Raw genomic sequence first — 23,012 nt, forward strand, 5'->3', positions numbered from 1 at the left:
GGCTAGCCCACCTTGTCGGCGAGGTCGCCCGCCAGCCCGTCGAGGACACCCTTGGCGCCCTGGCCGCCGTAGATCTCCTGGAGGGCGGAGGCCCAGCTGGTGGTCGCGTCGAAGAACTGCGCCTGCGGGGTGAACTGGATCTTCGTCTGGTCGACGACGGTCTCGAAGGTCTCGAGGAAGCCCGGCAGGTGCCGCATCTTGTCCTTGTAGGCGCTGTCGTCGGCGATCGACTTGCGCACCGGGTCGATGTGGTTGTGCGTGATCGCGCTCTTGCGCAGGTGCTCCTTGCCGGTCGCCCACTGCAGGAACAGCCAACTGGCGCTCTTCTTCTTGCTCTTGGCGTTCATACCGAGCGACCAGATCCACATGTTGGTGGCCAGCGACCCGTCCGGTCCCTTCGGGCCGGGGTGGAAGGCGATCTTCCCGGAGGCCGGGCTCGCCCCCTCGACCGCCTGGAAGTAGGCGGCCGTGTCCGCGTCGAACAGCATCCCGGCCTTCTTCGCGCCGAGGTCGCTGGAGCACTGGTACCAGGTGTACGACGTCCAGGACGGCGGCCCGCCCTGCTTGACCATGCCGGCCCAGTCCTCGGTGAACGCGACGGCCTGCGGGGTGTTCATGGCCGGTGTGAGCTTCCCGCCCTGGACCGTGAAGTCCTTGAGCCCGTTGCGGGCGTACATCGTCATGAAGCCCGGGTGGATCGTGGCCCAGCTCCGGGACCCGCGGACGGCGATGCCGTACATGCCGTCGAAGCCCGCGCCCGGCGCCTTCCGCTTGATCGTCCCGGCGATCTCGCGCAGCTCGTCGAAGGTCTCGGCGGGCTTGAGGCCGAGCTTCTTGAAGACGTCCGTGTTGTAGGCGACGACGTTGGTCTCCCAGCCCCACGGCAGCGCGTACTGCCCGCCCTGCCCGAGCGGTGCGCCGGCCTTCAGGGACCACTGGTCGGCCTGGAGGAGGTTCGGGAAGAAGTCGGCCTGGTCCCATTCGGCGCCGGTCGCCGACGAGTTGCGCATCCAGGGGCCGAGGTCCTCCAGCCAGCCGGGCGGCCCGTACTGCCAGACCATGTACGCGCCGAGCATGAAGACGTCGTACGAGGCCCGGCCGCTGGACAGGTCGACGGTGAGCTTGTCGAAGTAGTTGTCCTCGGGGAAGACGTCGTACTCGACCTTGATGCCGGTCTTCTCGGTGAAGGACTTCAGGTCGGCGATGAGCGCGTCCGTGTACGGGTGCTTGTTGAGCAGCGCCTTGACGGTCGTGCCCTTCTCCCGCTTCCAGTCGAAGGAGCCGGTGACGTCGTCCGCCGCCGAGCCGTCGCTCTTGCTGTCGTCACCGCCGAACCCGGCCCCGCAGGCCGCGAGCAGCGGGGTCGCTGCGGCCGCGGCGGTCAGGGCGAGGAAGCGCCGGCGGTCGTGCACGTGCATGTCCATCCGTGACCTCCACGTGGGGTTGGGCCATCCGGGTGCTGGTGGTTAACACGGCGAGTCGACTCGTTAACAGAGGGTGGAACGGCGGAAGTTGGGCGTCAATCCCTCGCGCAAGGGAAAATCTCAGGGCAGAGTGTGAAGTTCACGGATCGAGATGTGCGGGAGGTCCGGTATGGCACACGAACAACCCCGTATGACGCATGATCAGGACGACACGTGGCTCGGCATCGATCTCGGCACCCAGAGCGTCCGGGTCCTGCTGGTCACCGGGGACGGCACCGTGCTCGGCAGCGGCTCCGCGCCCCTCGGCGGGCGGCGGGACGGGGTACGGCACGAGCAGGATCCGGGGGAGTGGTGGGACGCGGTGTGTACGGCGTCCCGGGCCGCGCTCGGTTCTCTGCGGGGGGTGCGGATCGGCGGGCTCGCGGTGTGCGGGACGTCCGGGACCGTGCTGCTGACGGACGGGGCGGGGCGGCCGACGAGCCCCGCGCTGATGTACGACGACGGGCGGGCGACGGCTCAGGCGGCGCGGGCGCGGATGGCGGGGCTCAAGGTGCAGGACACCTGGGCGCTGCCGAAGGCGCTGTGGCTGACCGAGACGTACGGGCAGGGGCGGGTCGCCCATCAGCCGGACCTGGTCGTCTCCCTGCTCACCGGCGAGCTGCCCCCGGCCGACTCCAGCCACGCCCTGAAGACCGGCTACGACCTGGAGCGGGACGCCTGGCCGGCCATGCTGCCCCGGCTGGGCCTGCCCGACGCGGTGATCCCGGACGTCGTACGCCCCGGCTCCCCCCTGGGTGAGGTCTCCCCGGCCGCCGCCGAGGCCACCGGCATCCCCGCAGGCACCCCCGTCATCGCGGGGATGACCGACGGCTGCGCGGCCCAGATCGCCTCCGCCGCCCTGCGCCCCGGCTCCTGGAACTCGGTGCTCGGTACCACGCTGGTCCTCAAGGGCGCGTCCCCGACCCTGGTCCGGGACCCCACCGGCGTGGTCTACAACCACCGTGCACCGGACGGGAGTTGGCTGCCGGGCGGCGCCTCCAGTGTGGGCGCGGGTGTGCTCACGGCGGCGTTCGCGGGCGCCGACCCGGCGGCCATGGACGCGCTGGCCGCCGCCTACGAGCCGTCCGGCGCGATCACCTACCCCCTCGTGTCACCCGGCGAGCGGTTCCCGTTCCTGGCCCCGAAGGCCTCCGCGCTCATCCTGGGCGAACCCGAGTCGGACGCCGACCTGTGGGCCGCGCTCCTGCAGGGCGTCGCCTTCACGGAACGCCTGTGCCTGGACTATCTGCACCACCTCGGCGCACCGCTCGACGGCCCCCTCACCTTCACGGGCGGCGCCGCCCGCAGCCCGTACTGGAACCAGCTGCGCGCCGACGTCCTGGGCCGTCCGGCCCGCGTACCGCAGCAGACGGAACCGGCCCTGGGGATGGCCGCGCTGGCGGCGTACGGAGCGGGCGCGGCGCCCGGTCTGGCGCAGGCCGCGGAGGGCATGGTCCGCATCGGCGCGACGGTCGAACCCCGCCCCGACCGCACCGCCCGCTTCGCCGAGCCGTACGCGCACCTGATCGACGAACTGACCGCCCGGGGCTGGCTCCCGCCCCCGGTCGCGGCGCACGCGCTCGCGCGCCTGGACGCGGATACTTCGGCTTCATGAGCACGGGCGCGGCAGCGGGCAAGGGCAGAGGCAAGGGAACAGGCATGGGCATGGGCATGGGCACGGAGCTGGGCACGAGTACGACGCTGTTGCTGGTCCGGCACGGACAGACGATCTGGCATGCCGAGAACCGCTACGCCGGGGTCAGCGACGTGCCCCTCACCGACACGGGACGCGCCCAGGCCGAGGCACTGGGCCGCTGGGCCGCCGCCCACCCGGTCGACGCGATCTGGACCTCGCCGCTGTCCCGTGCCGTGGCCACCGCCGACCCCGCCTGCCGGGCCCTCGGCATCACCCCGCACCGCGAACCCGGCCTGCGCGAATGCGACTTCGGCGTACTGGAGGGCCGTACGCTCGCTCAGTTCGCCGCCGAGGATCCCGACGCGGCGGAGGCCTTCCGCGCCGACCCGGTGGCCCACCCGTTCCCGGATGCGGAGAACCCCGTCGCCGCCGCCGAGCGCGGTGCCGCCGCCCTGCGCCGCATCGCCGTCGCCCACCCCGGCGAACGCGTCCTCGTCGTCGCCCACAACACCCTGTTCCGGCTGGTGCTGTGCACCCTGCTGTCGATCCCGGCGGGGGAATACCGCAGAGTGTTCCCGAAGTTGCGCAACGTGGCGATCAGCGAACTCCACATGAAAACCGACGGTTCCGCGGCACTTCTCTCCCTCAATGTGCCGTGCGAGCCGGACGTCCCGTAGGACCATGTGCCCATGACGGAGATCGACACCTCGGTACCGCACTCGGCCAGGATCTGGAACCTCTGGCTGGGCGGCAAGGACAACTACCCCGTGGACGAGGCGGCCGGCGACGCCTACACCGCCGTGTACCCCGGCATCGTCACCATCGCCCGCAGCAGCCGTGCCTTCCTGGGCCGCACCATCCGGTACCTGGTCACGGAGGCGGGCGTACGCCAGTTCCTCGACGTCGGCACGGGCCTGCCCACCGTCGACAACACGCACGAGGTCGCCCAGAGCCTCGCCCCCGAGTCGAAGATCGTCTACGTCGACAACGACCCGTTGGTCCTGGCCCACGCCCGTGCCCTGCTCACCTCGACGCCCGAGGGTGTGACGGCGTACGAGGACCTGAGCCTGTACGAGCCGGAGAAGATCCTCGAGGCGGCGTCCCGCACCCTCGACCTCTCCCGCCCCACGGCCCTGATCCTCAGCGGCATCCTCGGTCACGTCACGGACTACGAGCAGGCCCGCGGCATCGTCCGCGGCCTCCTGGCGGGCCTGCCCTCCGGCAGCTACCTCTCCCTCAACGAGGGCTCCCGGGGCACCGACCCGGCCTACGAGCAGGCCCAGGACGCCTACAACGAGACCGGTGCCGTCCCGTACTTCCTGCGTCCGGTCGACCAGATCACCGCGTACTTCGAGGGCCTGGACCTCGTCGAGCCCGGCATCGTCTCCGTCCCGCTCTGGCACCCGGAGCCGGCCGGCGAGGAGCCGCAGCCGATCGGCCAGCACGGCGGACTGGGCCGCAAGCCCTAGCCCTGACGCCTGCCCGGCCCCCGACAATGAGAAGCCCCCGCGAGTCAGGTCCTCGCGGGGGCTTCCTTCATTCCGCCTGCCGTTCGTGAAGGGTGAGAAGACGATCACGAGGCAGGACGCCTTGTTGCAAGTAGCTTGCAACAACAAGCAAACAGCAAAAGGCCCCCGTGTGGATGACACGGGGGCCTTGATGCCGCCGGACTGTTGTCGGACTGCCGCCGGACTGTCGTCGGACAGCCGTACGGGATGCGTCAGCCCTTGGCGCGCACCTTCTGCCACGCGTACCCGACGACCGCCAGGAACAGCGTCATCCCGCCCGTCGAGTACAGCTGCACGCGTGTGTCCGGCTCCCGGGCCATGAGGACGAAGATGGCTGCCATGCCGGCCAGCGCGACCCAGGTCAGGACCGGGAACGCCCACATCCGCACGACCAGCTTCTCCGGCGCCTCGCGCTCAAGCCGGCGGCGCAGCCGCAGCTGGGAGACGGCGATGAAGATCCAGACGACCAGGATGACCGCGCCGATCATGTTCAGCAGCCAGGGGAAGACGTCGTCCGGCCGCCAGTAGCTCAGCACCACGCATACGAAGCCGAACACCGAGGACGCGAGGACCGCGACGCGCGGGACGCCGCCTGACACCCGGCCCAGGGTCTTCGGTCCCTGCCCGCGCTGGACGAGCGAGTACGCGATGCGCGAGGAGCCGTAGATGTTGGCGTTCATGGCGCTCAGCAGGGCGACCAGGACCACGACGTTCATCAGCTGGCCGGCGCCGGGGATGCCGAGGTGGTCGAGGGTGGCGACGTACGGGCCCTTCTCGACGACCTCCTTGGAGTCCCAGGGGACGAGGGTGACGACGACGGCCATGGAGCCGATGTAGAACAGGGCGATGCGCCACATCGCCGTGCGGACCGCGCTCGCGACGCCGCTGACCGGGTTCTCCGACTCGGCCGCGGCGATGGTGACCGTCTCCATGCCGCCGTAGGCGAAGACCGACGCCAATAGGCCGATGATCAGGCCCTCTGTGCCGTTCGGGAGGAATCCGCCCTCACCGGTGAGGTGCGCGGTGCCGGGCGCGTCCGTGCCCGGCAGGACACCCGCGATCGCCAGCCCGCCGAGCACCAGGAACAGCGCGATCGCGCCGACCTTCAGCGCCGCGAACCAGAACTCGAACTCGCCGAAGTTCTTCACGGCGGCGAGGTTCGCACCGCAGAAGACGACCATGAAGAGGGCCACCCAGGCCCACTCCGGCGTGTGCGGAAGCCAGGTCGTGACGATCTTCGCGGCGCCGATGCCCTCCAGGCCGACGGCCGTGCAGAGCAGCACCCAGAACGACCAGCCGGCCGTGAAGCCGGCCCACGGGCCGATCGCCCGCTCGGCGTGCGCGGAGAAGGAGCCGGAAGAGGGGTGGGCGGCCGACATCTCGCCGAGCATCCGCATCACCAGCATCACGAGGAGGCCGGAGATGACGTAGGCGATGACGATCGAGGGACCGGCGGCGGCGATACCGGCGCCGGACCCGACGAACAGGCCCGCGCCGATGACACCGCCGAGGGCGATCATCGACAGGTGGCGCTGCTTGAGGCCGTGATTCAGTCCGGGGGAGACGTCGTCCGCCTTCGGGGGCGTCTCCGTGGTGCTGTTGGGCATGGGCGCGGCTCGTCCAATGCAGAAGGTGGGCAAAAACGCCCACAGTCTGGGCGGCCTCTCCGCTGAGGAGGAGAGGCTGCCCACTATGCGGACACTTCCCGCACCGACTGTAATGTGCCGACTACGCGGCGACGGGTGTGTAGTGCGACGCGTCCCCCTCGATCGAGTAGCTCTCCTTGCCCTCGATGCCGACGGGCACGTCACCGGCCAAGGTCACCCGGTGCAGGCGGCGCGGCAGCCCGTCGTAGTTGTCGACGGCGTAGTGCTGGGTGATGCGGTTGTCGAAGACGACCAGCTGGTTCTCGGACCAGCGGTGGCGAAGGATGTTCTCCGGCCGGGTGACGTACGCCTGGAGCAGGTCGAGGATCCTGCGGGACTCGCCCGGCGAGAGGCCCACGATCCGCTGTGCGAACCCGCCGATGAACAGGCCGCGCTCCCCCGACAGCGGATGGACGCGGACGACCGGGTGGACCGTGCGGTACCTGATCGACGTGAACTCGGCCCGTTGGGCTGCCTGCTGGTCGTCGACGTCCTCGTCCGGCACGGCGTAGTCGTAGTCGTTGGTGTGCTCCGCCCACAGGGAGTCGGCCAGCTTCCGCAGCGGCTCGGGCAGCTGCCGGTAGGCGGCCGCCGAGCTGGCGATCAGGGTCTCACCGCCGTACGACGGGATCGTGATGCTGCGCAGGGTGGTGGCCTGCGGCGGGTTGAGGACGAAGGTGACGTCCGTGTGCCAGTGGTTGGCGGCACGGCCGCGCTCGCTGTCGACGGGCAGCACGTTCGGGACGCCGGAGACGGAGGAGACCGTCGGGTGGGCGGTGGTGACGTCGCCGAAGTGGCGGACGAAGGACTGCTGGGTCTCGTCGTCGAGGTTCACGTCGTCGAAGACGAGCGCCTTGTGGGCGGTGAGGGCCTCGCGCAGAGCGGCGACCGTCTCGTCGCCGAGGGGCCGGGAGATGTCGACGCCGAAGACGCGGGCGCCGATGTCGGCGGTGACCTTCTGGATCTCGATGGACATGTGCGGTCCTTTCAGACGAGGGCGGGGGTGCCGGTTGCGGGGGCACTGACGTACTGGTTGGCGGGGCGCGGGAGGCCGTAGCGCTCGCGCAGGGTCCGGCGCTGGCCGTACTCCGTGCGGAGCAGACCGCGGGCGCGCAGGATCGGGACGACGTGGTCGACGAAGGCCTCCAGGCCGGAGGGCAGGACCGGCGGCATGATGTTGAAGCCGTCGGCGGCGCCCCGCGTGAACCAGGTCTCGATGGCGTCGGCGACCTGCTCGGGCGTACCTGCGAACGTGAGGTGTCCCCGGCCGCCGCCGAGCCGCCCGATCAGCTGCCGCACGGTGAGCCGCTCGCGCCGAGCCAGCTCCACCACGAGCGTGTAGCGGCTCTTGGCGCCCTCGATGGCGTCCTCGGGCGGCAGATCGGCGGGGAGTTCGGAGTCCAGCTCCAGTGCGCCGGACGGCAGGTGCAGCAGGCTCTCCAGCCGGCCCACCCCGTGCGTGTGCACGATGTGGTCCTCCAGGACCTGCTCGGCCTCGCGGGCCTCGGCCTCCGTCGAGCCGATCACCGGGACGATGCCGGGCAGCACCTTGATGTGCTCAGGGTGGCGTCCGGCCGCCGCCGTACGTGCCTTGAGGTCGGCGTAGAAGGCACGCGCGTCCTCGATCGTCTGCTGCGCGGTGAACACGGCCTCCGCGTACCGGGCGGCGAAGCCCTTGCCGTCCTCGCTCGACCCGGCCTGTACGAGCAGCGGGTAACCCTGCGGCGTACGCGGCACATTGAGGGCTCCCTGGACACTGAAGTACGTCCCGCTGTGCCGGGGCGGATGGATCTTGGCGTCGTCGCCCCACACGCCGGCCGCCTTGTCGGCGACGATCGCGTCGTCCTCCCAGCTGTCCCAGAGTTTCAGGGCGACGTCCAGGAACTCGGCGGCCCGCGCGTACCGCTCGGCGTGCGCTGGCTCCGCGTCCAGCCCGAAGTTCCGGGCGGCCTCCGCTCCCGCTGTGGTGACGATGTTCCAGCCCGCCCGGCCGCCGCTGATGGTGTCGAGCGAGGCGAGCTTGCGGGCCAGGTTGTAGGGGGAGTTGTAGGAGGTGGAGGCGGTGGCGATGAGCCCGATGTGCTCGGTGGCCGTCGCCAGCGCGGTGAGCAGGGTGAGCGGCTCCAGGGCACCGGCGGGGCGCTGGGCGAGGTTGTTCCACAGCTGGGGGCCGTCGGCGAGGAACAGGGAGTCGAAGGTGCCGCGTTCGGCGACGCGGCCCAGGTTGACGTAGTGGGCCAGGTCCACGTGCGCGTACGGGTCGCTCTCGGGGAGCCGCCAGGAGGCCTCGTGGTGGCCGGTGTTCATGAGGAAGGCGTTGAGGTGGAGGTGGCGGGGCATGCAGTGTCCTTCGTTGTGGACAGTCGGGGATGCCTTACGAGCGCCGGTCCAGGCAAAGTCAGCCCGTCCGGCGTTTGAGGACGAGGCCGTTCAGGCCGACAGCGGGGGTCTGGGGGCGGCAGCCCCCAGGGACCGGGGTCGAAGGGGCAGAGCCCCTGGAGGGCGGCAACCGGCGGTCACCTGACGCCCTCCGTCACGCCCAGCGCCGCAAGCAGCCGCAACCGATACCCGCCGCGCGCCTCCGCATCGCGATCGATGGTCAGGTCGAGCCCGATACGCCCCCGCTCCAGCACGAGCACCCGGTCCGCGAGCACGATCGCCTCGTCCACGTCGTGCGTGACCAGCAGCACCGAGGGGCGATGCCGCTCCCACAGCTCCCTGAGCAGGGCATGCATCCTGATGCGGGTCAACGCGTCCAGCGCTCCGAACGGCTCGTCGGCCAGCAGGAGTTCGGGCTCGCGCACGAGCGAGCGGGCCAGTGCCGCACGCTGCTGCTCGCCGCCGGACAGCTCGTTGGGCCAGGCGCCCTCCCGGCCTGCCAGCCCGACCTCGGCGAGGGCCTCGCGGCCCTGCTGCTCCGCCTCCCTGCCGTCGAGCCCGAGGAGGACGTTGGCGAGGACACGCCGCCAGGGCAGCAGCCGGGAGTCCTGGAAGACGACCGACACCCGGTCCGGGGCGGTGAGCTGTCCGCTGCCGGTGACCTCGTGGTCGAGACCGGCGACCGCTCGCAGCAGGGTGCTCTTGCCGGAGCCGCTGTGCCCCAACAGGGCCACGAACTGGCCGGCGGGGATGTCCAGGTCGATGCCGTCGAGCACGACACGTTGGTCGAACGAGCGGGTCAGTGAGCGGAGTTGGACGGCGGGGCGGATCAGCTGCTCAGTGTGCGGCGCCACGACAGCACCCTCCGTTCGATGAGGCGGACCGTGCTGTCCGAGGCGAGGCCGAAGATGCCGTAGACGACCAGGCCGACGAGGATGACGTCCGACTGGCCGTAGTTCGTGGCCTGGAACATCATGTAGCCGAGGCCGCTGGTGGCGTTGATCTGCTCCAGGACCACCAGGCCCAGCCAGGAGCCGGTCACGCCGAGCCGGAGTCCCACGAAGAACCCGGGCAGCGCGCCGGGCACGACGATCTCCCGGATGAAGCGCAGCTTCGACAGGCCCTGCACCTCGGCGAGCTCGACGAACCGGTTGTCGATACCGGACAGGGCGGCGTGCGTGTTGAGGTAGATCGGGATGTAGACGACGATGGCGATGATCGCGATCTTGAAGGTCTCGCCGATGCCCAGCCAGAGGATGAACAGCGGGATCAGACCGAGGGTCGGGATGGCCCGGTTGAGATTGACCGTCCCGTCGATCAGCGCCTCTCCGGAGCGGGTGAGCCCGGAGGCAAGGGCCAGCACGACGCCGGCGGTCAGACCGATCACGAAGCCGGACGCGGCCCGCTGCAACGAGGTGAGGATGTCGGTGATCAGGGTCCCGTCGGTCCACAGCCGGGCGCCGGTCTCCACCACCGTCCAGGGTGCGGGAATCGCCGCGGGGTCGAGCGCCTCGGCGGCGGACGCGACGGCCCACAGGGCGAGCACCAGCACGGGCCCGGCGAGCCGGGCGGCGGGCAGGCGTTTGCCGGGGGCGAGGCCGCGGCGGCGTTTGCGGGGCCGCTCGTCGGCGACGACGACGGTGGCCTTGTGCAGGGTGGTCGTGGTCATGGCGGTCACTTCCGGTACTCGGCCGGTACGGACTTCGCGGCGATGCCCTCGAAGCGGTGGTCGAAGAGCTCGCCGACGTCGAACTTCTTCACGAAGCCGCCTTCCGCGAGCAGATCCGCGGTCTCCTGCTCCCACTTGATGGCCTCGTCCCAACGCGGCGGGTACAAGGGCTTGTTGGCGAGCTCGGTGATGGCCTCGGCCTGGGGGAGGGTCAGGTTCTGCGTCTTGACGTAGAACTCCCGGTTCCAGACGTCGGGGTGCTCGTACGCCCACACCTGGCCCTTGGCCCAGTACGGGATGTACGCGGCGATCGCCGCCGCCCTCGCGGGGTCGTTCAGCACCGGGACCGGCGCCCACAGCAGGTTGAGCAGGTCGACGACGTCGGTGGTGATGATGCGGGCGCCTTTGGTCTCGTACTGCGCCAGATAGGCGGGGGCCTGGGTGTTGCCGAGCGGGGCGATGTCGACCTGCCCGGACTGCAGGGCCGTGAGGAACTGGTTGCTGGTCAGCGAGACCAGCTCCACATCGTCGTACGTCAGCCCGGCCTTCTTCAGCGCGCGGAGCAGGACGACGCCCTGCGCCTGGCCCTGCGAGAAGGCGAGCCGCTTGCCCTTGAAGTCGTCGACCGACCGGATGTCGCTGCCGGGCTTGGTGGCGAAGAGGTAGTTGGGCTTACGGGTGATGTTGATCGCCACGATCTTCGCGTCGAAGCCCTGGTAGTACGCCTGGATCGGGGGGATCCCCGCGTTGTTGGCGAGGTCCAGGGACTTGGCCCGAAAGGCGTTGATGACATCGGGGCCGGCGCCGATGTTCAGCCAGTTGCTGACCGTGAAGGGCGGATCGCCCAACCTGGCCAGTCTGAACTGGAGTTGCTGGGTGTTCTGGTACGAGGCGATCTTCAGGCTCGTGCCGGCGGGCACGTTCTTGGCCAGTGGGGCGGTCGAGGCGCCCTCGTTGTCGGCGGCCGCGCTGCTGTCGGCGCAGCCGCCGAGTCCGGCGACGCCCGCCGCGGCGCTGAGCAGGGAGGTGAGGAAGAACCGTCGGTCGACACCCGGCACAGGAGAAGAGGACATGGCAGGACTCCGTGAGTGAGAGAAAAGAGCAAGAAAGCATGCGGAATTCCGGGCAGGAGAAGCCGGAGAAAGGGAATTCACGCACGAGGAAATGAGCGCTTCACACGCGGCAACGTGTCAGCAACAGTGGGTGCGACAGCTCACGAACGGGCTCATGAGCAGGATGTTCCTGGTCATCGACGGTCCCTGTCAATATTCCGAGTTTCTGAATTAAATAGCCTCAGGTGACGCGCCCAACGGATCCCGGTAGAGCACGTCCAGCGCCACCGAGCCACCCGCCACGGCAAGGACGGAATCCGCGAAACTCGTCGGCACGACCGCCGCCGCCCGCTCCGTCCCGGCCGCTTCGCGCAGCGCGCCGAGACAGTCCTCCCGGCTCAGGAGGCCGATCTCGGTGACGACGACGGTCTCCGGGTTGAGCACGTCCTGCAGCAGCCCCACCGCCCGGCCGGTCATCCGCGCCCGGTCGGTCAACAGCCGTACCGCCACCGGATCCCCGACCGCCGCCGCGCGCACGACATGCGTCGGGTTCGCCCCGTCGATGACGCCCGCCACCCGCGCCCGCCGGCACAACGTCCGCTCGCTCAGCTCGACCTGGAGGCAGCCGACCCACCCGCAGTCGCAGGTCTCCGTACCGCCCGGCACCGGCAGATGGGCGATGGCGCCGGCCTGGGAGCGGGGGCCGTGGTGCACCTCGTCGTTCGTGGCGAACGCCGCGTCGACCACATTGCCGACGAACAGATGCAGCACGCTCCGGCTACCGCGCGCCCGCCCGAAGAGGCGCTCCGCGTTCACCAACGCCCGCGCGTGCCCGTCCACATGGACCGCCAGCCCGGTGTGCGCGCCGAGCACCTCCCGCACCGGCACCTCGCGCCAGCCCAGCATCGGGTGCTCGACGACGGTCCCGGAGTCCCGGTCCACCCAGCCGCCCGCGGCGAAGCCGACGCCGAGCGGCCGAATGCCCGGCGCCGCGTCCAGCAGCGCGGCGAGCCCGTCGGCGGCGCGGGCCAGGACGGCGTACGGATCGGTGGCACCCGAGTGCTTCAACTCCCGTTCGGCGACGACCCGTCCACGCAGATCGAGCAGCGCCACGGTGGTGTACGGCACCGCCACATGCACCCCGCCCACGACGAATCGCGAGTCGTCCAGGTCGATGGGTACGTGCGGTCGGCCGACGCCCCCGGACCGCCGGGGCGCCGCGGCCTCCCGGACGAACCCGAGCTCGGTGAGGCGGGCGCAGTGCTCGGTCACCGAGGCCGGTGACAGGCCGGTCAGCCGGGCGATGGTGCTGCGCGCCACCGGCCCGTGCTCAAGGACGGACCGCAGGATGACACTGGCGCTGGTACGGCGCCGGTCGCGATCGGAGACACGGGGGATCGGAGACGTACGGGAGGTCGAGCTCGAAGTCGAGGTTGCAGTCGAAGTCGAAGTCGAAGTCGAGGTCGAAAGGGTGGGTGCCGCGATACGGGGCATGGGGAACTTCCTCGGGAGCCGGTCCGACACTGCGCCGTCTGATGCGGGCGAGTCGAACCGACGGGCCGACTCACCCCGGACGGCGACAGGCGGCCGCGCCCACGCGTCGCAGGTCGACGTGGCGACGCGACGAGAAGTTCCGGGACTGGGCGACCATGCGCTCGAAGTTAGCAAAACGGCCCACCCCTGCCCAGACGGCGACCGACGGGCGAGACAGCCCGACCGACGGGCGGGACGGCGGACCGGCCTGTGAGCTGGACGTCCCCGCCTCAGTGACCGGCGTCACCTCGTACCCGGTGTAACCCCCATCCTTTGTCCGGAGCCCACCAACCCCGTGATCCGGCCTTTGTCGACCACTGACGGTGATGGGCATGCACACGCTGGGATAGCGTCACAGCGTCCCGTACTGCCCTCACCTCGCGGAGTCCCCATGAGCACCGCTGCCGCCGCCCCCGCCCGCCCCGGACAGGTCCTCGCCGACCTGCTCCCGGCCTCCCGCGTCCGCGACATCGCGCTCGTCGTCGGTGGCGCCGTGTTCACCGGCCTCGCGGCCCAGGTCGCCGTGCCCGTGCCGGGCTCCCCGGTGCCGGTGACCGGCCAGACCCTCGCGGTGCTGCTGGTCGGCACGGCCCTCGGTGCCGGTCGCGGCTTCCTCTCCCTCGCGCTGTACGCGCTGGCGGGCATCGCCGGTGTGCCGTGGTTCGCGGAGGGCACCTCCGGCGCCGCGGCCCCGTCCTTCGGCTACATCCTCGGCATGATCCTCGCGTCGACGGTCGTCGGTGCCCTGGCCCGCCGTGGCGCGGACCGCACCGCCCTGCGCACCGCGGGCGCCATGCTGCTGGGCGAGGCGATCATCTACGTCGTCGGCGTCCCCTACCTGGCCCTCGCCACCGGCATGTCGGCGACCGCCGCGATCGCGGCCGGACTCACCCCGTTCCTGATCGGCGACGCCCTCAAGGCGGCCCTCGCGATGGGCGCGCTGCCCACCGCCTGGAAGTTCGCCAACCGCTGACGCCGCAGTTCTAGCGGAAGAGGCTCGCCGGGTAAGTACCGCATCCGGCGAGCCTCTTCGTGCTTTTGCGCGCTTCTACGTCGGGCAGGGCCCGTTTCTACGTCGGGCAGGGCCCGTTTCTACGTCGGGCAGGGCCCGTTTCTACGTCGTACAGAGCCCGTCTCTGTGTCGGACAGAGCCCCTCGGCTCAGCCCTCCTGCGGCCGCCGCGGCCGCCTCAGTTGAGACCACCACAGCCCGGCCGCGCCCGCCGCGATCAGCGTCGCGCCGACCGCGCCCAACGGCAGGACATCCCGGCCGAGGCCGGTCTTGGGCAGCTCGTCGGCGCCCGGAGCGACCGGCTTGTTGTCGGTGCCGAGCAGCAGCGGGGTGGCCGGAGCGTCCGGTGACGGGTTCGTCGTACCGAACGGCACCGGGCCCTGCTGCCAGTACGTCTTCTTGCCGTCACCGGTCTGGACGGGGAGGCAGATCTTGCCCTCCTTGTCGAGGTCGTACGTCGCGTCCACGGCATACGACTTCGACTCACCGGCGGGGAGATTGTCGACGGGGCAGGCGAAACCGCTGTTCGAGCCCTCCGGAAGATTGTTTTTGTCGATCGCCGAACAGCCCTCGACATTCTTGACCGTCAGGCCGTCGAACCCGACGACCAAAAGCTGGATCTTTCCGCTTTCCTTGGTCCCTTCGTTCTTGACGGTGGCAGTGATCTCCGTTTCCTGCGAACTGTTGTTCACCGAGATTTCCTCGGGCAGTTCGGTGGTGAGCTTCACCCCCGCCGGTGCCTCGTCGATGACCTTTCCCCCCTTGCTGCTCCCGGGTCCCTGGTCATCCGCACTGGCAGTGAAGGAAAGGATCATCACTGCCGAGAAAGATGTCGCGACCAGCGATCCCGCGATGGCTGTCGTGCGACGAGAACTCATGTTCGTCCCCCTTGCCTGCGCCTGAATTCGCAGTACTTGAAGAGGTACCACAAGATTTCTCCGCACTATGCTGGTACGGCCTGAAGTGTGACCATTGTGTTTCAATGGCGGATGTCTGATGCGGCATCGAGGGGGGTGCAGTGGATTGCCGGGGAATATGGGAAATACGAGGAGCGGTGGGGTTCCAGGTTTACTGGTGACGGGGCGCTATCGACTGGTCGAGAGTATCGGCCAGGGGGGAATGGGGCGCGTGTGGCGAGCGGTCGACGAAATACTCGATCGTCTGGTCGCCGTCAAGGAAATGCGCATCGACGGCCTCGATCCGGAGGACACGCGCACACGCCGTGAACGCACCCTGCGTGAGGCGCGGGCGACGGCGAGGATCGACCACCCCAACGTCGTACGGGTCTACGACGTGGTCGACGAGGGCGAACGCCTGTGGATCGTCATGGAGTTGGTGGCCGGCCGCTCCCTGGAACGCATCATGGCGGAGGAGGGCCCGCTGGGCCCGTGCGAGACGGCCCGGATCGGCATCGGCCTGCTCGCGGCTCTGCGCCAGGTCCACGACCGCGGGGTGCTGCACCGGGACATCAAGCCGGGCAACGTCCTGGTGGAGACGGAGGTGGCCCGCGGGCGGGGCCGGGTGGTCCTGACGGACTTCGGCATCGCGGCGATCCAGGACGCGAAGGCGCTCACCATGGTCGGCATGCTGGTCGGTTCGCCCGACTACATGGCCCCCGAGCGCATCTCCGGCCGCCCCCAGGGTCCACCGTCCGACATCTGGTCCCTGGGCGCCACCCTGTGCGCGGCCCTCGCCGGCCGCTCCCCCTTCTCCCGCGACACGACCCTCGCGACCCTGCACGCGGTCCTGTACGAGGAGCCCGAACTCCCGCCCACGGCAGGCCCCTTGCGCACTGTCCTCGCCGCCCTCCTGGACAAGGACCCGACCCTCCGCCCCAGCCTGGACACCCTGGAAACGGCCCTGCAGCCGGTGGCGTTCCCGGCGCCCACACCGACGATGCCGGTGGTGGGCCCTGCGCCGGCCACAGGTGCGCCGGGTGGCGGGGAGCCCGAGACCATGGCGGGCCCCGCACGATCGAGCGGGGAGCCTGCGTCTGGCCCCGGGCGGTCGGACGCGGGGGCTGGCGCTGACGCCGGGCGGTTGGATGCGGGGGCTGGCGCTGACGCCGGGTGGTCGGATGCGGGGGCTGGCGCTGACGCCGGGCGGTCGGAGGCTGCGGCTGCCGCCGATGCCGGGCGGTGGGAGGCGGAGTCTGACGTTGGCTCCGGGCGATCGCGCGCGGGGGCTGCGTCTGGCCTCGGGCGGTCGGATGCGGGGGCTGGCGCTGACGCCGGGCGGTGGGAGGCGGAGTCTGACGGTGGCTCCGGGCGATCGCGCGCGGGGGCTGCGTCTGGCCTCGGGGAGCGGGACGCGGAGGTTGCCGCCGATGCCGGGCAGTTGGAGGCGGAGTCTGGCGCCGGTCCCGGGCGATCGCGCGCGGGGGCTGCTGTGGGCCCCGGGGGTTCGGACGCGGAGAGCCCGCCCGATCCCGGCGCGTTGGACGCGGGGGCTGCCTCCGGCTCTGGAGTGTGGGGCGAGGGGACTGCGGGTCCCACGCCTGGTGCGGCACCCGAACCGGCCCCGCCGAGCACGTCCGTGCCGGAACCCGGCGCGGCGGTCGGCGACGGGCCTGAACCGGGTCCTGGTCCCGAGCGGGACGCAGCGCATGGGCCTGAAGCAGTACGTGGCCCTGGCCTCGTACGGGGCCCTGACTCCGTACGCGCCTCTGAATCCGTACGGGGCCCTGACGCTGAACTTGGCCCTGATTCTGTGCGGGGCTCTGATCCTGTACGCGGTTCCGACTCCGTACTTGGCTCTGGTCCCGCACGGGCCTCTGACTCCGTACTTGGCTCTGGTCCCGCACGGGCCTCTGACTCCGTACTTGGCTCTGGTCCCGCACGGGCCTCTGACTCCGTACTCGGCTCTGATCCCATACGGCCCTCTGACTCCGTACACGGCCCCGACTCGGCACAAGGCCCTGCCCTTGTACGAAGCCCCGCCGCCGTACATCACAGCGGACCCGAACCCATACCCGACCCGCACCCTGAACCTGCCCGCTCCGAGGCTCAACCCGAGCCCGATCGTGCCGCAGCCACAGACCCCGCGGCAGCCACCCCCGACTACCCCGCATCGGCATCGGCATCGGTGGCCCCCCACCTCTCCTGGAGCCAGAAGTTCCCAGGAGAATCGCCCACCCCCGCCTACCTGGAGGCCCCCCGCGTCCCGGCCCCGCCTGATCCCCGGCAGCCGGACGACGTACGCGACGCCATCCCGCCACAGCCACCGAACCCCACGGCCGCGCCCACGCCCGCCCCCACCCCGACCGCTCGCGTGCCGGCCACACCCGGGGCCGAGGTACCCGCACCCGAAGCGGCCACCTCTGCTCGCTCCACCGCCACCCCGCCCCGCGCGACGGAGCCCCTCGCGCATCCAACGCCTCCACCGAGCTTGCCTCCCAGGGAAGTTCCGAGGTGCGCTCACCCATCCCGGCCGGTGACCCCGGCAGCGCCGCGCCCCGCCGCAACGGCGTCTCCCTGGTGCGCTCCGAAGCGGTGACCGAGCGGCGGCCGGCGCCGGCGCCGGGGCCGGGGGCCGGGCCCACCGGTTCGGGGCCCTACAGCGCCAGGCCTCCCACCTCACCCGCCATGCCGCCCGGCGAACTCCCCGGCCCCGCGGTCCCGGCCGAACGCCGACGCGGGCGGCATCGCCGTACGACTCTCGTCGCCGCCGGCGCAAGCGTCGCCGCCGGCGCCGTCGTAGCGGCCGTCCTGCTGGCCAACTCCGGTTCGCCCGAGGACGACAAGGCAAGCTCCTCCCCGTCGCCGCTCTCCTCGGCCGCGTCCTCCCCGGGCACCAGCCCCTCGTCCACGGTGGAGGGCACGTCGAGGCCGCAGAGCCTGCCGCCCGGCTCGCGCCGTGAGGCGGGCGGGTTCGCGTGGGCGCCTCCCGAGGGCTGGCAGCGGGACGTCAAGACCGGGTCGGAGGTGCACTACACGTCCCCGGACGCCAAGCAGGAACTCGCCGCCAAGTCGTCCCTGGCCCGCGACGACCTGATGGACTCCTGGCAGAAGTCGGAGCAGAACGCCCAACAGGGCCGGGACTACCAGAAGATCCGCCTGGAGCGGACGACGTTCCGCGGATACCCGGCGGTGGTCTGGGAGTACACCTTCACCCTCGACGATCTCCCTTGGCACGCCCGCCTGCTGGGCTTCACGGTCGACGGGAAGTCGTACCAGATCAACACCTGGTACCAGCCGGACATCGAAGAGCAGGCACTGAAGACCTACGAGAAGGTGAGGGACAGCTTCACCGTGCTGTGAGCACAAAAGCCGAGGGGCCCCCGGAACGCACAAGCGTCCCAAGGGCCCCTCGGCCTCTTTCTTGACCTCTTTCCCAGCCCGACTCTCAGCCCGAGGCCGAGGGGCCAGAGATCAGCCGGTCTTGACCTCGTCGCGCGGCGCGTCCGACGCGGCGGCGGCCTCGACGCTCGCGGGGCCGTGTCCGCCGCGCACCTTCTGCTTGATGAAGGCGACGGCCAGCACGAGAGCGGCCACCAGCAGCGACAGCAGCACGGTCTTGCGGCCGTCGTGCTCGGTGTCGGTGAGCATGTAGCCGAGGATGAACACGATCAGCGCGGCCGTGGCCCAGGTCAGATACGGGTACAGCCACATCTTCACGACGAGCTTCTCCGGCGCCTCGGCCTTGATGATCTTCCGCATGCGCAGCTGCGAGAAGCAGATCGCCAGCCAGACGAACAGGGCGACCGCACCGGAGGAGTTCACCAGGAAGAGGAAGACGGAGTCCGGGAACTTGTAGTTGAAGAACACGGCCACGAACCCGAACGCGACGGACGCGAGGATCGCCGTACGCGGCACGCCGTTGCCGGTGGTGCGGGCGAAGGCCTTCGGCGCGTCCCCGCGCTGGCCGAGGGAGAAGGCCATGCGGGAGGCGGTGTAGAGGCCGGAGTTGAGACAGGACAGCACCGAGGTCAGCACGATGAAGTTCATGATCTGACCGGCGTGCGGGATGCCGAGGGAGTTGAGCGCGGCGACGTACGAGCCGTCGTCGGCGATGGACTTGCTGTCCCAGGGCAGCAGGGCCACGACGACGAAGATCGAGCCGAGGTAGAAGACGGCGACACGCCAGATGATGCTGTTGGTGGCCTTGGTGACGGCCTGCTGCGGGTTCTCGGACTCACCGGCGGCGAGGGTGGCGATCTCGCTGCCCATGAAGGAGAAGACGACGAGCAGCACACCGGTGAGGATGGCACCGGGCCCGTTCGGCAGGAAGCCGCCGTGCTCGGTGAGGTTGCTCAGCCCGGCTTGCTCGCTGTCGACGCCGGGCAGCAGCCCGAACACGGCCAGCCCGCCGATGATGATGAAGGCGGCGATGGCGACGACCTTGATCCCGGCGAACCAGAACTCGAACTCGCCGTACGACCCGACGGAGACCAGGTTGGTGGCGGTCAGCACCAGCATCACGATCAGGGCCCAGGCCCACTGCGGGACGGACGGGATCCAGCCCTCCAGGATCACCGCACCGGCGGTCGCCTCGACCGCCAGCACGACCACCCAGAAGAACCAGTACAGCCAGCCGATGGAGAAGCCGGCCCAGCTGCCCAGCGCGCGGTCGGCGTGGGCGGAGAACGATCCGGAGGTCGGGTTCGCCGCGGACATCTCACCGAGCATCCGCATCACCAGCACCACGAGCGTGCCGACGAGGGCGTACGAGAGAAGGATGCCGGGGCCCGCGGTGGCGATACCGGAGCTGGACCCTACGAAGAGCCCGGCACCGATGACACCGCCGATGGCGATCATGGACAGGTGGCGGTTCTTGAGCCCGGCCTGTAGGCCGTGGCCGCCTGCGGCCGGTTCGGCCGGTCCGGCCGTTTTCTGCGTCGGCTGCGAAGTCATGGAACGGATTTCCTTTGCGCCGTGGTGAACGGTTCTCGTACTGGCGGGGTGCATGAGGCGTACGAGTCGGACCAGTGAATCGGAGGAGAACGGATACGGGAACCTTTGATTTGGGATTGTTACTTGAGGTTTCCTTGAGCTTCCATGGCCTGCGTCACAATTAACGCGATTGACACCCGGCGCTGCTGCCCCGTGTCAGCCGTGTCACACTCATTCCATGCGCGTGTATCTCGGCTCCGACCATGCGGGCTTCGAACTCAAGAACCACCTCGTCGACTGGCTCAAGGCGGCCGGTCACGACCCGGTGGACTGCGGCCCCCACATCTACGACGCCCAGGACGACTACCCGCCCTTCTGCCTCCGTGCTGCGGAGAAGGCGGCCGCGGACCCCGACGCCCTCGGCATCGTGATCGGCGGCTCGGGCAACGGCGAGCAGATCGCCGCCAACAAGGTCAAGGGCGTCCGCGCGGCACTGGCCTGGAGCGAGGAGACGGCCTCCCTCGGCCGCCAGCACAACAACGCCAACGTCGTCGCCGTGGGCGCACGCATGCACACCCAGGACGAGGCGACCAAGTTGGTCGAGACCTTCCTCAACACCCCGTACTCGGGCGAGGACCGCCACACCCGCCGCATCGAAATGCTCGCCGCCTACGAAACGACAGGCGACCTCCCCCGATCCCGCCGCACCACCCGCAGCAGTAGCGCCGACCAGCCCGCCATCCGCTGGGGGCTGCGCACGCTTACCGGCGGTCCTTTCGACGCCGGTCCGGGCATTCCAGCCCGTCCGGCGTCTGAGGACGAGGCCGCGCCATCCCGAGCCCCCACCCACCCGCAGGTGGCTCCGCTGCTCGGCGCCGGTCCCGGTATTTTCAGCCCGTCCGGCGTCTGAGGACGAGGCCGTTCAGGCCGAAGCGGGGGTCTGGGGGCGGCAGCCCCCAGGGCCGGGGTCGAAGGGGCAGCGCCCCTGCAAGGACGGGAAGGGTAGGTGCGGCGGGGGCGAGAAAACCCTGCCGCACCCCCACCGCAAGGCACCCCCACCGCAAGGCCCCCACAAGACCAAGGAGCCGCCGTGCCCGAGGGCCACACCATCCACCGTCTGGCCCAGGACTACGCCACCGCATTCCTCGGCACCACCCCCCATGTCACCAGCCCCCAGGGCAAGTTCTCGGACGCCGCAGCCCTCCTGAACCGCGCGGAACTCACCCACACCGAGGCCCACGGCAAGCACCTCTTCCTCGCCTTCCGCGACACCGACTGGATCCACATCCACCTCGGCCTCTTCGGCAAGGTCAACTTCGGCGCCGCCCCCGCACCCCCACCCACGGACACCGTCCGCCTGCGCCTCGCGAACACCACCGCATACGTCGACCTCCGCGGCCCCACCACCTGCGCCCTGATCACGCACACGGAGAAGCAGGCGATACACGACCGCCTGGGCCCGGACCCCCTGCGCGCCGACGCGAACCCGCACACCGCCTACAGCAGAATCTCCCGCAGCCGTACGACCATCGCCGCCCTGCTCATGGACCAGAAGGTCATCGCAGGCGTCGGCAACGTCTACCGCGCCGAGGTCCTCTTCCGGCACCGCGTCGACCCGTACCGCGCGGGCAAGGACATCACCCCCGCACAGTGGGACGCCATCTGGACGGACCTCGTCGACCTCATGCGCGAGGGTGTCCGCAACAACCGCATCGACACCGTCCGCCCCGAGCACACCCCGGAGGCGATGGGCCGCCCGCCCCGCGTCGACGACCACGGCGGCGAGGTCTACGTCTACCGCCGTGCAAACCTGCCCTGTCACATCTGCGCCAGCGAGATCCGCACCGCAGACATGGCAGCCCGCAACCTTTTCTGGTGCCCGAACTGCCAGACCCCGTAGCTGTTTGACGCTACGTCAGAACCTACGTCAGAACCTGCTCAGAACCTGCGTCAGAACCCGTGCGGCAACCACGGAGCCACCGTGGAGGCGAACCCCACGGACGCCTCCGCCAACGCCCCCTGCCGCACCTCCCGCACGCGCCCGGCGGCACCCAGCGCCCCCAGGCTCACCCCGCCGAGATAGGCAGCCCCCAACTCCCGTACGGACAGGGAGAGATCGGCGGCGTCCGTCGTACGCTCGCACGACGCACCCTTGGCATCCCCCATCAGCCGCCAACGCCCCGCGTTCCAGGGACAGAAGGCGTCCTCGACCTCGAACACGACGTCCACCGGCGCCTGATACGTCCTCGCCGCCAGCGCGGCCCCGACATCCACCAGCCGTACGTGCAGGGCGTCCTTCACCCGTACCCCGCACCGCCGGAGGTCCGACACCTGGTGCTGCCACGCCTCATCCGTCGGACGTGACCGCACCGTCACCTTGGACGTCAGGTCGATGCCGAACAGGAACCGCCACAGCGCGGCCTCAGCCGCAGGAGTCAAGGCCTGAACATCCCGCAGTTGCACGGCACCACAGGGGCCGTTGCCGTCCCACTCCGGCTTGACGCGGAAACGCGCGTACCCGACGACCTCGCCGTCCTGCTCCGCCAGCACGCACTGCAGCGGCGACGCGCCCTCCCGGTCGCTCTCCGGGTCGAGCAGCCCGAGCCGCTCCCAGCCGGGCAGCCGCGCGAGCATCCCCGGCCGACCCGACACCTTGCGCGCGTACACCGCCTCGCATGCGTCGAGGACGTCGGCCGGTACGGCGTAGCGCAGCCGTACGTCGTCGGTGCCGGGCGGCACGGACAGCCGCACGCGCGCGGTGTCGATCTCGGCGCTCACCTGGTAGGTGCCGATGCCGTAGCCGAACCGGCCGTAGATCTCCGGCTCGGAGGCGGTCAGCACCGCCACCGGCCAGCCCCAGTCACGTACGTCGTCCAGCTGCCGGCGCATCATCGACGTAAGCACGCCGCGCCTGCGGTGCGTGGCGGCGACGCTGACCATCGTGACGCCGGCGGCGGGCACGGCGGCCCCACCGGGCACCGTGAGCCGGAAGCTGAACGCGCCGGCCGTCCCCACGCACGCGTCCCCGTCCCAGGCGCCAAGGGAACGGTCGACCTCGGTGAGGGAGTCCCACAACTCCCGCTCCTCGGCCGCCTCCGGTACTCCGCTGAAGGCGCGGATCAGGCTGTCGTACCAGATGCCCCATTCGTCCTGCCGTAGCACCCGCAGCTCGGGGCCGGCGGGGTCCGGACGTCCGATGTAGCTCGCACTGTCTTTCGCCATGAAACATGCCTACCAGGGCATTGCAGGACGAGCGAGGGAATTTCTCGGTGCCGGCCGCAAGG

Annotated in this window: 17 protein-coding genes and 2 pseudogenes; 8 read left to right on the forward strand and 11 right to left on the reverse strand. The window is 70.4% G+C overall.

Features of this window, described 5'->3' with window-relative positions:
• Positions 1-2: 2 nt before the first annotated feature.
• Positions 3-1,424 (reverse strand): ABC transporter substrate-binding protein, encoded by a 1,422-nt coding sequence (locus OHO27_RS27425; protein ID WP_328427634.1) that lies wholly within the window; start codon positions 1,422-1,424, stop codon positions 3-5.
• A 190-nt stretch (positions 1,425-1,614) separates the two neighbouring features.
• Here OHO27_RS27425 and OHO27_RS27430 point away from each other — a divergent pair, with 190 nt between their 5' ends.
• From OHO27_RS27430 to OHO27_RS27440, 3 genes are read left to right on the forward strand one after another with little or no spacing between them, the layout of a single operon-like run.
• The gene (locus OHO27_RS27430; protein WP_328427635.1) at positions 1,615-3,078 is read left to right on the forward strand and encodes an FGGY-family carbohydrate kinase; all 1,464 of its coding nucleotides are present in this window, start codon (positions 1,615-1,617) and stop codon (positions 3,076-3,078) included.
• 56 nt (positions 3,079-3,134) lie between these two features.
• Positions 3,135-3,776, forward strand: coding sequence for a histidine phosphatase family protein (locus OHO27_RS27435; RefSeq protein WP_328430571.1), 642 nt, complete (start codon positions 3,135-3,137; stop codon positions 3,774-3,776).
• Positions 3,777-3,788: 12 nt separating this feature from the next.
• Positions 3,789-4,568 carry an SAM-dependent methyltransferase gene (locus OHO27_RS27440; protein ID WP_328427636.1) on the forward strand — a complete coding sequence of 260 codons (780 nt, stop codon included), beginning with the start codon at positions 3,789-3,791 and terminating at the stop codon, positions 4,566-4,568.
• A gap of 251 nt (positions 4,569-4,819) precedes the next feature.
• Here OHO27_RS27440 and OHO27_RS27445 read toward each other — a convergent pair whose 3' ends face one another.
• The 7 genes from OHO27_RS27445 to OHO27_RS27475 all read right to left on the reverse strand — a co-directional run bounded on the left by OHO27_RS27445 (position 4,820) and on the right by OHO27_RS27475 (position 12,847).
• Positions 4,820-6,214 (reverse strand): amino acid permease, encoded by a 1,395-nt coding sequence (locus OHO27_RS27445; RefSeq protein ID WP_328427637.1) that lies wholly within the window; start codon positions 6,212-6,214, stop codon positions 4,820-4,822.
• A gap of 121 nt (positions 6,215-6,335) precedes the next feature.
• Positions 6,336-7,229, reverse strand: a complete 894-nt coding sequence (locus tag OHO27_RS27450) for a TauD/TfdA dioxygenase family protein (protein WP_328427638.1) — start codon at positions 7,227-7,229, stop codon at positions 6,336-6,338.
• 11 nt (positions 7,230-7,240) lie between these two features.
• Positions 7,241-8,593 (reverse strand): LLM class flavin-dependent oxidoreductase, encoded by a 1,353-nt coding sequence (locus tag OHO27_RS27455; protein ID WP_328427639.1) that lies wholly within the window; start codon positions 8,591-8,593, stop codon positions 7,241-7,243.
• 176 nt (positions 8,594-8,769) lie between these two features.
• The gene (locus OHO27_RS27460) at positions 8,770-9,486 is read right to left on the reverse strand and encodes an ABC transporter ATP-binding protein (RefSeq protein WP_328427640.1); all 717 of its coding nucleotides are present in this window, start codon (positions 9,484-9,486) and stop codon (positions 8,770-8,772) included.
• On the reverse strand, positions 9,462-10,301 hold the full coding sequence (locus OHO27_RS27465; protein WP_328427641.1) for an ABC transporter permease: 840 nt from the start codon (positions 10,299-10,301) through the stop codon (positions 9,462-9,464). Before OHO27_RS27465 ends, OHO27_RS27460 begins: the two co-directional genes overlap by 25 nt.
• Before the next feature lie 5 nt (positions 10,302-10,306).
• Positions 10,307-11,374, reverse strand: a complete 1,068-nt coding sequence (locus OHO27_RS27470) for an ABC transporter substrate-binding protein (RefSeq protein WP_328427642.1) — start codon at positions 11,372-11,374, stop codon at positions 10,307-10,309.
• Positions 11,375-11,584: 210 nt separating this feature from the next.
• Positions 11,585-12,847: an ROK family transcriptional regulator gene (locus OHO27_RS27475; protein ID WP_328427643.1), complete on the reverse strand. Its 1,263-nt coding sequence runs from the start codon at positions 12,845-12,847 to the stop codon at positions 11,585-11,587.
• Positions 12,848-13,277: 430 nt separating this feature from the next.
• Between OHO27_RS27475 and OHO27_RS27480 the strand changes: the two genes are divergently transcribed.
• On the forward strand, positions 13,278-13,859 hold the full coding sequence (locus tag OHO27_RS27480; RefSeq protein WP_328427644.1) for a biotin transporter BioY: 582 nt from the start codon (positions 13,278-13,280) through the stop codon (positions 13,857-13,859).
• Between the two features lie 187 nt (positions 13,860-14,046).
• Here the strand turns inward: OHO27_RS27480 and OHO27_RS27485 are convergent, their stop codons facing one another.
• The gene (locus OHO27_RS27485) at positions 14,047-14,775 is read right to left on the reverse strand and encodes a hypothetical protein (RefSeq protein WP_328427645.1); all 729 of its coding nucleotides are present in this window, start codon (positions 14,773-14,775) and stop codon (positions 14,047-14,049) included.
• A 241-nt stretch (positions 14,776-15,016) separates the two neighbouring features.
• Between OHO27_RS27485 and OHO27_RS27490 the strand changes: the two are divergent.
• A pseudogene (locus OHO27_RS27490) lies at positions 15,017-15,811 on the forward strand (serine/threonine-protein kinase); the annotation flags it as partial.
• Positions 15,812-17,307: 1,496 nt separating this feature from the next.
• Positions 17,308-18,156: a hypothetical protein gene (locus OHO27_RS27495; protein WP_328427646.1), complete on the forward strand. Its 849-nt coding sequence runs from the start codon at positions 17,308-17,310 to the stop codon at positions 18,154-18,156.
• A 111-nt stretch (positions 18,157-18,267) separates the two neighbouring features.
• Here the strand turns inward: OHO27_RS27495 and OHO27_RS27500 are convergent, their stop codons facing one another.
• Positions 18,268-19,749: an amino acid permease gene (locus tag OHO27_RS27500; RefSeq protein WP_328427647.1), complete on the reverse strand. Its 1,482-nt coding sequence runs from the start codon at positions 19,747-19,749 to the stop codon at positions 18,268-18,270.
• A gap of 217 nt (positions 19,750-19,966) precedes the next feature.
• Between OHO27_RS27500 and OHO27_RS27505 the strand changes: the two are divergent.
• Positions 19,967-20,451: pseudogene (locus OHO27_RS27505) on the forward strand (ribose-5-phosphate isomerase).
• 367 nt (positions 20,452-20,818) lie between these two features.
• Entirely contained in the window at positions 20,819-21,628 is an 810-nt protein-coding gene (locus OHO27_RS27510; RefSeq protein WP_328427648.1) for an Fpg/Nei family DNA glycosylase, read from the forward strand.
• Positions 21,629-21,678: 50 nt separating this feature from the next.
• Here OHO27_RS27510 and OHO27_RS27515 read toward each other — a convergent pair whose 3' ends face one another.
• Positions 21,679-22,950, reverse strand: coding sequence for a GNAT family N-acetyltransferase (locus OHO27_RS27515; protein ID WP_328427649.1), 1,272 nt, complete (start codon positions 22,948-22,950; stop codon positions 21,679-21,681).
• Positions 22,951-23,012 lie beyond the last annotated feature (62 nt).

The sequence above is a fragment of the Streptomyces sp. NBC_00443 genome (assembly GCF_036014175.1).
In the GTDB taxonomy this organism is placed as follows: domain Bacteria; phylum Actinomycetota; class Actinomycetes; order Streptomycetales; family Streptomycetaceae; genus Streptomyces.

Bases quoted from the DNA above. Each gene is read 5' to 3' on its own strand.
- OHO27_RS27425 (WP_328427634.1), bottom strand. From the start codon at position 1,424: ATGGACATGCACGTGCACGACCGCCGGCGCTTCCTCGCCCTGACCGCC.
- OHO27_RS27430 (WP_328427635.1), top strand. From the start codon at position 1,615: ATGACGCATGATCAGGACGACACGTGGCTCGGCATCGATCTCGGCACC.
- OHO27_RS27435 (WP_328430571.1), top strand. From the start codon at position 3,135: ATGGGCACGGAGCTGGGCACGAGTACGACGCTGTTGCTGGTCCGGCAC.
- OHO27_RS27440 (WP_328427636.1), top strand. From the start codon at position 3,789: ATGACGGAGATCGACACCTCGGTACCGCACTCGGCCAGGATCTGGAAC.
- OHO27_RS27445 (WP_328427637.1), bottom strand. From the start codon at position 6,214: ATGCCCAACAGCACCACGGAGACGCCCCCGAAGGCGGACGACGTCTCC.
- OHO27_RS27450 (WP_328427638.1), bottom strand. From the start codon at position 7,229: ATGTCCATCGAGATCCAGAAGGTCACCGCCGACATCGGCGCCCGCGTC.
- OHO27_RS27455 (WP_328427639.1), bottom strand. From the start codon at position 8,593: ATGCCCCGCCACCTCCACCTCAACGCCTTCCTCATGAACACCGGCCAC.
- OHO27_RS27465 (WP_328427641.1), bottom strand. From the start codon at position 10,301: ATGACCACGACCACCCTGCACAAGGCCACCGTCGTCGTCGCCGACGAG.
- OHO27_RS27470 (WP_328427642.1), bottom strand. From the start codon at position 11,374: ATGTCCTCTTCTCCTGTGCCGGGTGTCGACCGACGGTTCTTCCTCACC.
- OHO27_RS27475 (WP_328427643.1), bottom strand. From the start codon at position 12,847: ATGCCCCGTATCGCGGCACCCACCCTTTCGACCTCGACTTCGACTTCG.
- OHO27_RS27480 (WP_328427644.1), top strand. From the start codon at position 13,278: ATGAGCACCGCTGCCGCCGCCCCCGCCCGCCCCGGACAGGTCCTCGCC.
- OHO27_RS27485 (WP_328427645.1), bottom strand. From the start codon at position 14,775: ATGAGTTCTCGTCGCACGACAGCCATCGCGGGATCGCTGGTCGCGACA.
- OHO27_RS27500 (WP_328427647.1), bottom strand. From the start codon at position 19,749: ATGACTTCGCAGCCGACGCAGAAAACGGCCGGACCGGCCGAACCGGCC.
- OHO27_RS27515 (WP_328427649.1), bottom strand. From the start codon at position 22,950: ATGGCGAAAGACAGTGCGAGCTACATCGGACGTCCGGACCCCGCCGGC.